Source organism: uncultured Dysosmobacter sp. (assembly GCF_947631165.1).
Lineage (GTDB): Bacteria > Bacillota > Clostridia > Oscillospirales > Oscillospiraceae > Oscillibacter.
Window position 1 is genome coordinate 20,397 of record NZ_CANRKH010000004.1, and the last position, 13,849, is coordinate 34,245.

12 protein-coding genes and 1 other annotated feature are annotated in these 13,849 nt (G+C 58.6%); of the genes, 2 read left to right on the top strand and 10 right to left on the bottom strand.

The genetic code is table 11. The features are described 5' to 3' along the window. The first annotated feature begins 73 nt into the window (after window positions 1–73). Entirely contained in the window at window positions 74–2,017 is a 1,944-nt protein-coding gene (locus tag Q0Z69_RS03130; protein ID WP_298029760.1) for a TRAP transporter permease, read from the top strand. 47 nt (window positions 2,018–2,064) lie between these two features. Here the strand turns inward: Q0Z69_RS03130 and Q0Z69_RS03135 are convergent, their stop codons facing one another. From Q0Z69_RS03135 to Q0Z69_RS03155, 5 genes are all read right to left on the bottom strand, one after another. Beyond that, a complete protein-coding gene (locus Q0Z69_RS03135; RefSeq protein ID WP_298029761.1) occupies window positions 2,065–2,601 on the bottom strand; it encodes a YcxB family protein in 537 nt (178 codons plus the stop codon). A 204-nt stretch (window positions 2,602–2,805) separates the two neighbouring features. Beyond that, a complete protein-coding gene (locus Q0Z69_RS03140) occupies window positions 2,806–3,960 on the bottom strand; it encodes a hypothetical protein (RefSeq protein ID WP_298029762.1) in 1,155 nt (384 codons plus the stop codon). Between the two features lie 150 nt (window positions 3,961–4,110). Continuing rightward, complete coding sequence (locus Q0Z69_RS03145; RefSeq protein ID WP_298029763.1) at window positions 4,111–5,721, bottom strand: ABC-F family ATP-binding cassette domain-containing protein; 1,611 nt, start codon at window positions 5,719–5,721, stop codon at window positions 4,111–4,113. Between the two features lie 135 nt (window positions 5,722–5,856). Beyond that, window positions 5,857–7,083: a tyrosine--tRNA ligase gene (gene tyrS, locus Q0Z69_RS03150; RefSeq protein ID WP_298029764.1), complete on the bottom strand. Its 1,227-nt coding sequence runs from the start codon at window positions 7,081–7,083 to the stop codon at window positions 5,857–5,859. Between the two features lie 62 nt (window positions 7,084–7,145). Then, window positions 7,146–7,388, bottom strand: a binding site (T-box leader). 75 nt (window positions 7,389–7,463) lie between these two features. Further along, entirely contained in the window at window positions 7,464–7,610 is a 147-nt protein-coding gene (locus Q0Z69_RS03155; protein ID WP_298029765.1) for a hypothetical protein, read from the bottom strand. 139 nt (window positions 7,611–7,749) lie between these two features. On the opposite strand from Q0Z69_RS03155, the gene Q0Z69_RS03160 reads away from it, so the two are divergent. Continuing rightward, window positions 7,750–7,938 (top strand): hypothetical protein, encoded by a 189-nt coding sequence (locus Q0Z69_RS03160; protein ID WP_298029766.1) that lies wholly within the window; start codon window positions 7,750–7,752, stop codon window positions 7,936–7,938. 29 nt (window positions 7,939–7,967) lie between these two features. Here Q0Z69_RS03160 and recN read toward each other — a convergent pair whose 3' ends face one another. The 5 genes from recN to dxs form a co-directional block, all read right to left on the bottom strand. Beyond that, window positions 7,968–9,650, bottom strand: a complete 1,683-nt coding sequence (recN, locus tag Q0Z69_RS03165) for a DNA repair protein RecN (RefSeq protein WP_298029767.1) — start codon at window positions 9,648–9,650, stop codon at window positions 7,968–7,970. A gap of 215 nt (window positions 9,651–9,865) precedes the next feature. Beyond that, window positions 9,866–10,315, bottom strand: a complete 450-nt coding sequence (gene argR / locus Q0Z69_RS03170; RefSeq protein ID WP_298029768.1) for an arginine repressor — start codon at window positions 10,313–10,315, stop codon at window positions 9,866–9,868. Next, window positions 10,312–11,184 carry an NAD(+)/NADH kinase gene (locus tag Q0Z69_RS03175; protein ID WP_298029769.1) on the bottom strand — a complete coding sequence of 291 codons (873 nt, stop codon included), beginning with the start codon at window positions 11,182–11,184 and terminating at the stop codon, window positions 10,312–10,314. Before Q0Z69_RS03175 ends, argR begins: the two co-directional genes overlap by 4 nt. Continuing rightward, the gene (locus tag Q0Z69_RS03180) at window positions 11,181–11,996 is read right to left on the bottom strand and encodes a TlyA family RNA methyltransferase (protein ID WP_298029770.1); all 816 of its coding nucleotides are present in this window, start codon (window positions 11,994–11,996) and stop codon (window positions 11,181–11,183) included. Before Q0Z69_RS03180 ends, Q0Z69_RS03175 begins: the two co-directional genes overlap by 4 nt. After that, entirely contained in the window at window positions 11,986–13,848 is a 1,863-nt protein-coding gene (gene dxs, locus Q0Z69_RS03185) for a 1-deoxy-D-xylulose-5-phosphate synthase (protein WP_298029771.1), read from the bottom strand. The genes Q0Z69_RS03180 and dxs overlap by 11 nt, the downstream gene beginning before the upstream one ends. Between the last annotated feature and the right edge of the window lies 1 nt (window position 13,849).

The window sequence follows — 13,849 nt, forward strand, 5'->3', positions numbered from 1 at the left end:
TTGCACCGAACAGGCAGGACAGAGCGCTGTTTTGTCCTGCCTGTTTCTTACCAAACTTACAAGGAGAGACGGTATGGCCTTTTTTAAGAAACAACAGACTCCTCCGGAAGAAGTGGATCTGTCCGCCATCGACCGTGAGTCAAAATACAAGATTTTTTCACCCCGCGGGGAGAAGATCCTTCAGGTCGTTCTGACGGTCTTTGCCCTGTTTCAGCTGTACGCTTCCATTTCCAACAAGGTCCCTCTGCAGATCCTGCGCTATACCCACCTGGGCTTTGCTATCTGCCTGGCATTTCTGATCTATCCCGCTACCAAAAACGCGGACCGCAAAAAGCTGCCTTGGTATGACTGTGTCCTGGCTGCGCTGTTCGCCTGCGTGATCGGATACTTCATCCTCAACTATAAGGGCCTGCAGTTCCGCGCCGGCGCTTATACGATGATGGACACCATCATGGCTGGTCTCGGCATCCTGCTGGTCCTGTGCGCCTGCTGGCGCGTGGTGGGGCCTCCCATCGTCATCATCGCCTCCTGCTTCTTTGTTTACGGCATGGTTGGCAAGTACATGGGCAGTTTCCTTCAGCACCGCGGCTTCGCCTTGAAGCGGATCATAACCCACCTGTTCATCACCACAGAGGGCGTCATCGGCAATCCCCTGGGCGTCTGCTCCACGTACATTTTCCTGTTCATCCTGTTCGGTGCCTTCCTGGAAAAGACCGGCATCGGTCAATTCTTTATTGATCTGGCCAACTCTCTGGCCGGCTGGGCGGCCGGCGGCCCCGCTAAGGTAGCTGTTCTTTCCTCCGCACTGCAGGGGACCGTTTCCGGTTCCTCCGTGTCCAACACGGTGTCCACCGGGTCCTTTACCATTCCTCTGATGAAATCCTTGGGCTACACGCCTGAGTTTGCCGGCGCTGTGGAAGCTGCCGCCTCTACCGGCGGTCAGATCATGCCGCCGGTCATGGGCTCCGCCGCCTTCCTGATCTCTGAATCCTGCGGTGTCCCCTACCGGGAGCTGATGCTCATCGCCGTAATTCCCGCCGCGCTGTACTTCATCGGCATTTGGATCAGCGTCCATCTGGAGGCAAAGCGCCTGGGCCTGAAGGGAACGCCCCGCAGCGAGCTTCCCAAGCTGTGGCCGCTGATCCGGGACAAGGGCCATCTGCTCCTGCCGCTGATCGCCATTATCTACCTGATGGTGTCCGGCTTCACCGTGACCCGCTCCGCCCTGATCGGCTGCCTGGTCTGCATCATCGTCCCCTATCTGCGCAAGGGTACCCACGTTCCCTTCCGGCAGATCTTCACCGCTCTGCCCCAGGCCGCCCGCAATGTGGTCTCCGTGGCCACCGCCTGCTCTACCGCCGGCATCATCATCGGCATGGTGACGCTGACTGGTCTGGGCCAGCGCATCGGCGCCGGCATTTTCGATCTGGTGGGCAACAACGTATTCCTGGCTCTGGTGTGCGCCATGTTCACCTCCCTGATCCTGGGCATGGGTGTCTCCACCACCTCCAACTACCTGATCACCTCCACCATCGCGGCGCCTATTCTGATCAAGGCCGGCATTCCCATGCTGGCGTCTCACATGTTCTGCTTCTATTTCGGCATTGTGGCCGACATCACCCCGCCTGTGGCCCTGGCCGCTTATGCCGGCTCCGCCATCGCCAAGGGCAACGCCTTCAAAACCGGCGTCAACGCCACAAAGCTGGCCATCGCGGCTTTCCTGATACCCTATATGTTTGCGCTGAATCCCAAAATGATCATGATCGGCGGCTCCTTCCTGGAGGCCCTGCCCATGATCATCACCGCCATCATCGGCCTGGTGGGCATCGGCGCTGGCTTTATCGGTTATCTGAACGGTCCCGTGAATCCCCTGATGCGCCTGGTCTCTCTGGCCGGCGGCCTCTGCCTGGTGATTCCCGGCACCTTTACCGATATCCTGGGCATCGCCCTGGTCCTGCTGGTTTACTTCACCAATCGGATCTCCAGCAGGTCTAAGCCTGCCGCAGTCAGCAAATGATCCATTAAAAAACATCCCCGCTGTGGTTCCACAGCGGGGATGCCTTTTTATCGTCTTTTTTCAAATCTGGAGCTGAATCGGTCTTCCAGCCGCTCCCGGAAGTTTTTCCGCAAGGCCAGACGCTGCTGCTCTGTTAAGCTGCGGTGCGGCAGCAGATAGACCTGCTGGCTGTCCACATAGATCAGAAACAGCTGGCTCAGCTCAAATACGCAGGCCAACTGATTCACCTGCTTGGTGATATCCACCTTCCTCGCGGGAATCTGGATACGGATACGATGGCTCTCCAGCGTCATGACATAGCGGCTGCCGATAAGGCAGCCCGGTGCCCGGAGGCTCCGGCGGATATTCCGCTCTGTTCCGGCCAGCAGCAGCAGGCCCCAGACCAGATAAGCCGCTGCCAGGAACAGCACCAAATAGTTCCCCGGTCCCAGGCCCATCTGCATCCCGATGGCATAGAGGACCCCTACAGCCAGCACAACAAACATGATCTGCAGCGGGCGGCGGTGCCGCAGAAAAGTACCGAAATAAAACGCCTTTCGGAAATCGCCCACCGTGACCTCAAATTCCGCTTGAATCTTCTCCATATCGTCCCTCAACTGACCCGGAACGCACTCGTCCCGCTTGCTGCTCTGATTATACGACAGAATGCGGCTTTGCGCAAGAGGATCGTCAGATCAGGCGGCCCGCAAATGCCAGTAATGCGCCTTCTGCTCTTTGTAACGCTTCCAGGATACTGGAATATGACACAGCCGCCTGAAAAATTTTTTCGGGCGGCTGATTTTATGAGGTCATTCCCTCTGATAATCCTCCAAAGCCCTTTCCAGGGCCGGGAGGTCGCTGTAGTCCGTGTCCTCCGGCAGCAGCTCTCCCCAGGTGGTATCCACCAGCACCTGGGCGCTGTCCAGATACCCGTGGACCTGGTGCAGGAATGCGGCGATGGACTTTACATCAAAGCTCTTGTGTATGGGACTGCCGAAGTTGATGTCAAACTCTACGCCGTTCTCCTGATAGACCACCGGCTCCCCGTCGCCGCCCAGCGAAAACACACGGTACTGGTACGTACAATAGCCCTGTCCCATGTATGGGCAGTACTGAAGCAGGTAATCCCGGCCATCCAGCTTTAACGCGTACAGAGAGTTGATCCCGGCATGGTAATCCGCCGCGGTCTCCAACCAAAGCAGGGTGCCGTCTGCCCTTGTGACCTGTACCTCATACCAGGCCGCTCGGTCCCCCTCCGGCTCCCAGACCGTCACCAGCTCCGTGGTCTCAGCCACTCCGTCGTGGTCAAAGTCATAGCTCTCGGACAGGAGCGACCGGGTCTGCTCCAGAACAGAGCCGGTCAGCAGCCCCTCCTCCATTCGTAGGGAGCAGCGGTAGGTGTGGACCTCCTCCCCGTCGCCGCCCCGGCCCACGGTCAAAAGCAGGTGGTAGGTCTCCTCCGGGACCGCCCGGTTCCGCTCCCAGTGCCCCCAGTCCTCCGGCAGGAAGGTATACTCCGGGATGGGGGAGCCGTCTGGCAGGGTGAAGTCCCAGCTGGTCCAGGTGTCTGTCTCAAAAAGTCTTACGTAGCTCCAGGTACGGCCCCCGTAGGACAGGGCCAGAAATTTGCCGTCCGGCGACCACAGGGCGGATTGTGAAACATAGCCCATGTCCTCCCAAAGGACCTGGCCGGTAGCAGTGTTCACCACCTGGAGCTTTTCCGGCGTCACCACGCCGCTGACATAGTGCTGGCTCTCCCCCACGGTCCGCACTTCAAACCTGCCGTTGGGAGAGGTCCCCTCCCCCTCCAGTTCCGCTACCGGCGTTGCGGCCAGCAGCTCTGCATACGCCTTCTCCGTCTGGGCCGCCTCCCGCTGCCGGGCCGCCGCGGGCTGGGCCGCGAGGATCGTTCCCGCCGTCAGCGCCAGCAGGATCAGCGCCCCCAAAAGCTGTTGTTTCTGCATAAAATACCACCCCTGTACCGGAATACACACAGTATAACGATGGCAAAATCTGATATCAACTACAAAACGATGACAAGCGGTTACAAATTGGAAACAGACGGCTGACAGCCGCCTGTTTCCAAGGGAAAAACCTTTATTTTATGATCTTTTTCAAGCCATCCGCTCCCGGCGGAAGGCGATATAGTCCTCATAGGTCCCCATCTTATCAATGAGCTTTCCGCTTTCAAATTCCATGATTCGGTTGGCCACAGTCTGAACGAATTCATGGTCATGGCTGGCAAACAGCACCACGCCCTTGAAGTCGATGAGGCCGTTGTTGACGGCAGTGATGGATTCCAGATCCAGGTGATTGGTGGGCTGGTCCAGCACCAGCACGTTGGAGCCGTACAGCATCATCCGGGACAGCATACACCGCACCTTCTCGCCGCCGGAGAGGACCTTCACCGGCTTGAACACATCGTCGCCGGAGAACAGCATCCGGCCCAGGAAAGAGCGCTTGAAGGACTCCGTTCCCTCTTCGGCGTTATCCGCCGTGTACTGGCCCAGCCAGTCCACCAGGTTCAGGTCGCAGCCATTGAAAAAAGCGGAGTTGTCCAAAGGAAAATAACTGGTGGTGATGGTGGTGCCCCACTTGTAGCTGCCCTCGTCCGGCTCCAGCTCCCCCATGATGATCTTGAAGAGGGTCGTCTTGGCGATCTCATCCTCGCCTACAAAGGCGATCTTGTCCCCTTTGTTGACCCGAAAGCTGACATTGTCCAGCACCTTGCGGCCGTCCACGGTCTTGCTCAGATTTTCAACGGTCAAGATCTCCTTGCCGCACTCCCGGTCCATTTTGAAGCCCACGAAGGGATACCGCCGGGAGGACGCGGGCATCTCCTCTACCGTCAGCTTGTCCAAGAGCTTGCGGCGGGCGGTGGCCTGCTTGCTCTTGGACTTGTTGGCGGAGAAGCGCTGGATGAAGAGCTGCAATTCCTTGATCTTATCCTCGTTCCGCCGGTTCTGATCCCGGATCATCTTCTGGACCATCTGGCTGGACTCGTACCAGAACTCGTAGTTGCCCACGTACATCCTGATCTGGCCGTAGTCCACGTCCACAATGTTGGTGCAGACCGTATTCAGGAAGTGGCGGTCGTGGCTGACCACCAGGGTCAGTGCCTCGCAGTCCATCAAAAAGTCCTCCAGCCACTCGATGGCCTGGATGTCCAGATGGTTTGTCGGCTCGTCCAGCAGGATGATGTCCGGTTTGCCGAACAGCGCCTGGGCCAGCAGCACCTTCACCTTCTCCTTGGCGGTGAGGGCGGACATCTCGCTGTACAAAATGTCGCCCCTGAGACCCAGGCCCTGGATGAGCCGGGAGACGTCGCTCTCGGCCTCCCAGCCGCCCATCTCGGCAAACTCCGCCTCCAGCTCAGAGGCTTTCACGCCGTCCTCGTCGGTGAAGTCCTCCTTTTCATACAGAGCGTCCTTCTCCTTCATCACATCGTACAGATGCTGGTTTCCCAGAATAACGGTGTCCAGCACGGTATACGCATCATATTGGAAATGGTCCTGCTTCAGGATGGACATGCGGTCCTCCTTGGAGATGACCACCTCGCCAGTGGTAGGCTCCAGGTCGCCGGAGAGAATACGGAGGAAGGTAGATTTGCCCGCCCCATTGGCGCCGATGATCCCGTAGCAGTTGCCGGGAATAAATTTCAGGTCCACATGCTTGAACAGCGTCTGACCGGAAAAGTTCATGCTGATGTCGTTGACTGTGATCATACTGTTTCCTTTCTGTATATCATAGAGTTGAAACAAGATAAGAGATAAAGGATAAGAGATAAGAGATATCCTTTCCTCTGAAAGTTATCTTTTATCTCTTATCCAGCTATCCAGCCGCAAAGCGGCGATGATCTTTTATTTGACGTAGGCCCTGTGGAATACCTTTTTGCCCTTCTTGATGACCACGCCGTCGCCCTGGAAGTCCGCCTGGTCAAAGGTCACGTCGATAGAGGCCACCTTGCGCTCGTTCACCGTCACGCCGCCCTGCTGGATGAGCCGCCGGGCCTCACCGTTAGAGGCGCACAGGCCGCAGGCCACCAACAGGCCGATGACTCCGATAGCGCCGTTTTCAAATTTGTCGGCAGGCAGCTCTGTGGCGGGCATATTAGAGGTGTCGCCGCTGCCGGAGAACAAACCCCGGGCAGTCTCCTGGGCCTTGACCGCCTCCTCCTCGCCATGGACAAGCTTGGTCAGCTCATAGGCCAGGATCTCCTTGGCCCGGTTCAGCTGGCTGCCCTCCCACTTGTCCATCTCATCGATCTGCTCCAAAGGCAGGAAGGTCAGCATCCGGATGCACTTGAGCACGTCGGCGTCCTCGATGTTCCTCCAGTACTGATAGAACTCGTAGGGCGGGGTCTTGTTGGGGTCCAGCCATACGGCGCCCTTGGCGGTCTTGCCCATCTTCTTGCCCTCGGAAGTCAGCAGCAGGGTGATGGTCATAGCGTGAGCGTCCTTTCCCAGCTTGCGGCGGATCAGCTCCGTGCCCCCCAGCATGTTGCTCCACTGGTCGTTGCCGCCGAACTGCATGTTGCATCCGTATTCCTGATACAGGTGGTAGAAGTCATAGGACTGCATGGGCATATAGTTGAACTCCAGGAAGCTGAGGCCCTTCTCCATCCGCTGCTTGAAGCACTCGGCCCGCAGCATGTTGTTCACGGAGAAGCAGGCGCCGATATCCCGGATGAAATCCACATAGTTCAGGTTCAGCAGCCAGTCGGCGTTATTGACCATCATGGCCTTGCCCTCGCCGAACTCGATGAACCGCTCCATTTGCTTCTTGAAGCATTCGCTGTTGTGCTGGATGGTCTCCCGAGTCATCATGGAGCGCATGTCAGTACGGCCGGAGGGATCGCCGATCATGGCGGTGCCGCCGCCGATCAGGGCGATAGGCCGGTTGCCCGCCATCTGGAGCCGCTTCATCAGGCACAGGGCCATGAAGTGGCCCACATGGAGGCTGTCGGCGGTGGGGTCAAAGCCGATATAAAAGACCGCCTTGCCCTCGTTGACCAGCTTCCGGATCTCCTCCTCGTCGGTGACCTGGGCGATAAGGCCCCGGGCCTTCAGTTCTTCATAGATCTGCATACTTGTTATCTCCTTATTTTCAATGTTCGGGACAGAGAAAAAACGCCCTCCGTCCCTTTGGGACAGAGGGCGAAAGCATTTCGCGGTACCACCTCTGGTTCGCGCCGTCCTCACGAGCGGCGCCTCAAGCCGTGCCAACACACGGCAGCGCGGTAACGGGCGCACCCGGAGCACGCCTACTGGGCAAAAGCCGTTTGGGTGCCAGCTCCACGGTGTATTCGCCGCAGGTCCCTCTCCCCTTTCCACCGTCCAGGGGCTCTCTTGGCAGGTCCGCTCCGGTTACTCCTCCGCTTCCTCGCTGTATGCAGTGTGTATTGTAGCCGATTTATTGAGAATTGTCAACTGAATTTGGGAAAACAACGTGATTTTATGCGTATGTGTCAGTCATCTTCTGTTTCCGCCTCACAGTAGATGTCCTCCGCATCCTGCATGGCGCCCTGCAGGATCTCATAAGTCCTGGCATTTTCGGGGAATGGCGGCAGCGCCTCCAGCGCGTCCTCCAGTTTTTCAAACAGCGCCAGGTACATTTTCTTCTAATCCGGTCCTTTCATTTCCATGATCCCCAATCCTTTCGTACTAATAGTGCATACATATTGCGTGCATTTTTGCATAATAACGCATTTTGTACTTAAAATCAACTTATAAATAGTTTGATTGGAGTACAATATGAAAAAGAAATATGAAAAGCACCTAGGCATTCGGCTGGACAATGAGGCCCATGACAAAATCTTTTATATTGCCGAGTATGAGGGTCGTAGCGGAAGCGCACAGGTCCTCTATCTGATCCGCCGGTGCATTGTCGAATTCGAAAAAGAACACGGCAAAATCGAACTCAACAAAGAAGAAAACGGCTGACGAATGTCAGCCGTTTTCTTGATCTCTCCTCACAGCGTCCGCCGGTAGGCCTCCGCCTCGTCCAGCAGCTCCCCGGCGCTCTCCAGCAGTGCCTCCGTCACCTTGCTGCCGCCGGTGATCCGAGCCAGCTCCGCCTTGCGGCGCTCCCGGTCCAGCTGGACAACACGTGTAAAGGTTCTCCCCTTGCTCTCCCCCTTCTCCACAGAGAAGTGGGTGTCCGCCATGGCAGCCAGCTGGGGCAGATGGGTCACGCACAGTACCTGCTTGCGGCGGCTGACCTGGGCCAGCTTCTCCGCCACCTTCTGGGCCGCCCGGCCGGACACGCCGGTGTCCACCTCATCGAACACCAAAGTGGCGATGGCCTCCTGCTCCGCCAGCACGTTTTTCAGTGCCAGCATGATCCGGGCCAGCTCGCCACCGGAGGCGATCTTGGCGATGGGCCGCAGGTCCTCCCCCACGTTGGCGGACATCAGAAAGCGAATGGCATCCAAGCCGTCGGGAGACGGATCCTTTTCCTCGAACTGGATGGCGAAGCGGACCCGATGCATATCCAGGTCCCGCAGCTCTGCTTGGATCCGCGATTCCAGGACCTTGGCGGCTGCCTGCCGGGCGGCAGTCAGAGTATTTCCTGTTTCCCGGACGGCCTGTTCCGCCTTTTTCAGCTTCCCTTCCAGCAGAAGGAGCGTGCTGTCCGCCGTCTCGATGGCGTCCAGCTCGGCGCGGCACTTGTCCAGATAGGTCAGCATGTCCTCCACAGTGGCCCCATACTTCTTTTTCAACCGGTACAGCTGGTCGGACCGGCTCTCCACTGCGTCCAGCTCAGCAGGCGAAAAATCAAATTCCGCCCGCTTGTCCCGGATGGTATCCGCAAGGTCATATGCTTCACACCGCAGTTCTCCCAGCCGTTTGAACAACTCCATCAGGTCGTCGCCCAGGGTCCGGATGCCCGACAGCGCCTCTTCCGCGTCCCGGAGCTGGTCCACAGCCCCGGCACTCTCCTCTCCGCCGCTGAGGCAATAGTCCGCGCCGGAGAGAGCTGAGAGATACTTCTCGCCGTTCCGCAGGAGATTCCGGCGGGCGGTCAGCTCCTCCTCCTCGCCGGGGACCAGCTCCGCCCGTTCCAGCTCGCCGATCTGGAAGCGGAGGCTGTCCACACGGCGGGCCTTTTTTGCCTCGTCCATTTCCAGCGCCCGGATCTGGGCCTTCAGCTCCGTCATGACGGCGTAAGCCGCCTGATAGGCCGCCAAAGGGGCCTCCGTCCGCCCGAAGCGGTCCAGGTAGGTGCCGTGCTGCTCCTCGTCCAAGAGCTGCTGGCCGTCGTGCTGGCCGTGGATGTTCAGCAGCTCCCCGCCGATCTGCCGCAGCTGGCTGACAGTGATGGGCCGTCCATTCGCCCGGCAGATGTTCTTTCCATCGCTGCCGATCTCCCGCTGAAGCAGCAGCTCCCCATTCTCGTCCGGGACCACGCCGTTTTCCGCCAGTCCCGGCTGGTCCTGAGACACACCAGAAAATGCGGCGCTGACAAACGCCTTGTCCGCGCCGGTCCGGATCAGATCCCGGGAGGTCCGCCCCCCCAGCACCGCGCCCATGGCGTCGATGACGATGGACTTGCCCGCGCCGGTCTCGCCGGTGAGGGCGTTGAAGCCCGGGCGAAACTGGATATCCGCCTGCTCGATCACGGCGATATTTTCAATGTGAAGCAGTTCCAGCATAGGAATACTCCTTTCCCGCAATAGCCGCCGAATAACTAAAAAAATCTGTAATTTCTCTCATCGCTTTGTCAAAGGCAAAGCGAATATCATCCAATTATTTTCGCCGCGACATGCGCGTGGCGAAAATACCCTGATTTAGCCGCCTTGGGCGGCGTTCACCAGTCCGCAAGACTGGTGGGGAGGTTAGGAGGGGAGCCTGCTCCCCTCCTAGCATTTTACAGCATCTCTTTGATCTCCTCGCAGAAGATCGCCGCGGATTCCGTGTCCCGCATCAGCAAAAACGCCGTGTCGTCCCCTGCAAGCGATCCAACCATATACCCGATATCCATATTATCCAGCGCCGCGGCGGCGGCGTTGGCAAGACCCGGCATCGTTTTCAGCACCACGATGTTCTGCGCGTAGGCAATGCTGGTGATGCTCTCCCGGAAGATGGTCCGCAGCTTCTCCGCGAAGTTCAGCTTGGTCCGGTTGCCGGACACAGCATATTTGTACGCTCCCTGGCCCATAGGCTCCTTGATAAGGTGCATCTGCTTGATGTCCCGGGAAATGGTCGCCTGGGTGCTGGTAATGCCCCGCTCCTGGAGCCGGACCAGTAGCTGCTCCTGGGTCTCGATATTTTCCTGGGAAATGATATCCAAAATCATGGATTGACGGTCATTTTTCATCGCTCAAATCCTCCCGGCAGCATTTTTTGGGCAAATATTTCGCAAAAGCTCTTCTCAGTCAGGCGGACCAGCCGCAGCGCGTACTTGCTGCGCCGGATCTGGACCTTATCATCGGAGCGGAGGGCGAAGGCCCGGCTCTCGTCCACGCAGAGATATACCGGCTTTCGGCCATTGCGCTCCAGCTCCACCGTCAGCACATGCTCCGGAGACAGAACATACGAGGAAAAGCGCATGTTGTGGATACAGATGGGACAGACCACCATGGTCTGGGCCACCGGCTCTACCACCGGACCGCCGGCGGACAGAGAATAGGCCGTGGATCCGGTAGGCGTGGAAACGATGACGCCATCGCCGGCAATATCCGCCAGATGGCGGCCGTCGGAGGAGATTTTCAAGTGAATGACGTGGGAGATGGGTCCCTCCCGGATGACGGCCTCGTTCAATCCAAGATTGGTGTAGATCTGCCGCCCCTCACGGAATACGGCCACGTCCAGCATCATCCGCTGCTCCGTTTCAAATTCCCAATCTTTCAGCTTCCGCAGCGTTTCCAGCTCTCCGGCCTCCAGCTCCGCCACGAAACCCAGTCCGCCCATGTTGATGCCCAGCACCGGAATCTTGTGCAGCGCCGCCAGCTTGGCCAGATGCAGAATAGTTCCATCGCCGCCGAAGGTGATGAGCAGGTCAGCGTCCTTCAGTTCCTGGGGCAGGGGCCGCACATCATAGTGGGCAAATGCCCCCTCCTTCTGGTCCTTGAAGGGTGAGCACACCACGGTTTGAAAGCCCAGCTCCCGGAGGATCTTCTCCGCCGCCCGGGTCGCGGTCATGCCCTGATCCCGATTGGGATTGGGACACAAAATGATCTTTTTCATGCCTCTCCGCTCTCCTTCAATACACGGTGGGATTCCTCCACCAAAGCGTTCAGATCAAAGGTCTCCTCCCGCCAAGGGTTCTTTTCCAAATATCCCAGATATTCAATGTTCCCTTCCGGTCCCCGGATGGGAGAATACGTCATTCCAAGTACTGTAAAGCCGGAATACTTTGCATGTTCCAGAAAGTGCTCCAACACCTCCAGATGGACAGCTGGGTCCCGGACAACGCCCTTTTTGCCTACCTTTTCCCGGCCCGCTTCAAACTGTGGTTTGATCAGACAGGCCACATGGCCGCCGTTCTTCAGGATACCGCAGACGGAGGGCAGGATCAATTTCAAAGAGATGAAGCTGACATCTATGGACGCAAAATCCAGTTCCTCCGGCACTTGCTCATGGGTCAGATACCGGGCGTTGGTCCGCTCCAAGCAGACGACCCGGGGGTCCTCCCGCAGCTTCCATGCCAGTTGGCCATAGCCCACATCCACGGCGTAGACTTTGGCCGCGCCGTTTTGCAGCATACAGTCCGTAAAACCGCCGGTGGAGGCACCGATATCACCGCAGACTGCCCCATCCAGGCGAACGGGAAAGACCGCCATGGCCTTTTCCAGCTTCAAACCGCCCCGGCTGACGTATTTCAGCGCATTTCCCCGGATCTCGATCTCCGCATCGTTGGAAATGGCAGTGCCGGGCTTGTCAATCCTCTGGCCCTTCACGAAAACCAGGCCGCTCATGATGGTGGCCTGTGCCTTCTGGCGGCTCTCCTGCAGGCCCCGCTCCACCAGGAGCACATCCAGCCGTGTTTTATTCGCCATGGGTCACCGCCTCCCGTACAGCCTCCGCTATGGCGGCGGCGTCCAGGCCAAAGCTGTGTTCCAGCTCTGCCACGCTGCCCTCCGGGGCAAAGGTCTTTCCAAGATTTTTCAGGATCAGCCGTTTGGGCGCCCGGCCATGCTCCGCCAGAATGGCGGCCAGCCGCTGCCCCACGCAGCCCGCGCCGAAGGAATCCTCCAGCACCAGCAGAAGCTCCCGATCCCCCAGCATCTGACAAACCGTCTCATGGTCCAGCGGCGAGATCCGGTTCAGCTTCACGACCTCCGTCTGGATGCCGTCGGCCTCCAGCAGCCGAGCAGCCTCCAGCAGATGATTGACCAATATGCCGTAGCCGGCAAGAGTCAAGCCCCCGGTCCCGGACCGCAGGGAGACCATGGGCCTGTCCGAGCGATCCCCCCGAAAGGTCCCTTCCCCGCCCCGGGGATACCGGACCGCCACCGGGCCATTCAATTCAAACAGCGCCTGCCGCAGCATGGACCGCAGTTCCGCAAAGCTGGCGGGACACAGCACTGTGAAGCCGGGGATGGTGCATAGAAACAGCGGATCGAAACAGCCGTGGTGGGTCTCACCGTCGGCGCCCACCAGCCCCGCCCGGTCCACCGCCAGCACCACATGGAGCCGCTCAAGGGCCACATCGTGGATCAGCATGTCATAGCTTCGCTGCAAAAAAGTGGAGTACACCGCGAACACCGGCAGCAATCCCTGACTGGCCATGCCCGCCGCCATGGAAACGCCGTGTCCCTCAGCAATGGCCACGTCGAAGAAACGGTCCGGAAAATGCTTCGCAAAGCCTGTCAGGCCGGTGCCGTCGGCCATGGCGGCGGTAATGGCGCAGACACGCGGGTCACCGGCGGCGCAGTCTGTCAGCGTTTTCCCGAACACGGAGGAGAAGGTCTCCGCATCTCTCTTTTTCGCCAGGCCTGTCACTGGATCAAAGGGGCCAATGCCGTGGAACCGACCGGGATCCCGCTCCGCGAAGGAGTAGCCCTTCCCCTTTACTGTGTTGACATGGACCACCACCGGACACCGCAGCTCCCTGGCCCAAGTCAGCGTGTCGCACAGCCGCTGGATGTCATGGCCGTCCACCGGCCCCAAATAAGTGAAGCCCATATCCTCAAACAGGGTGCTCCCAGGCCAAAGCGCTTTTTTCAGAGAGGTCTTGACCTGATGGCTGAAGCGGTAAAGGGGATGCTTCGCAGGGTCCTTTCCGAACAGGCTTCGGTACCATTTTTTGAAGTGATAGTAGGCCGGCTTGCTCCGCAGGCGGCTCAGATGCCCCGGCATGGCCCCCACGTTTGGATTGATGGACATGCCGTTGTCATTCAAAATCACGATCAGCGGTTCACGGGAAGCTCCAGCGTTGTTCAGACCCTCGTAGGCAAGCCCGCCGGTGAGCGCGCCGTCACCGATCAGCGCCAGGACGCTGTATTCAATGTTCTGTAAAGTTCTTGCCCTTGCCATTCCAAGCGCCACCGAAACAGAATTAGAAGCATGTCCGGCAATAAAAGCGTCATGGCCGCTCTCGTAAGGCTTTGGGAAACCGGACAGGCCGCCAAACTGACGGAGCGTGGAAAACAGTTCCTGCCGCCCGGTGAGGGCCTTGTGGACGTAGCATTGATGTCCCACGTCGAATACCAGCCGGTCCTGGCTGGTGTCAAATACCCGGTGGATAGCCACTGTCAGCTCGACCGCTCCCAAATTGGAGGCCAGATGGCCGCCGGTCTGGGAGACGTTGTCTATGAGAAACTCCCGCAGTTCCTGGCAGAGGCGGGGAAGTTCTTCCTTTCCCAGCGCCTTTACATCGGCGGGAGAGTGGATGGATTCCAATATCATA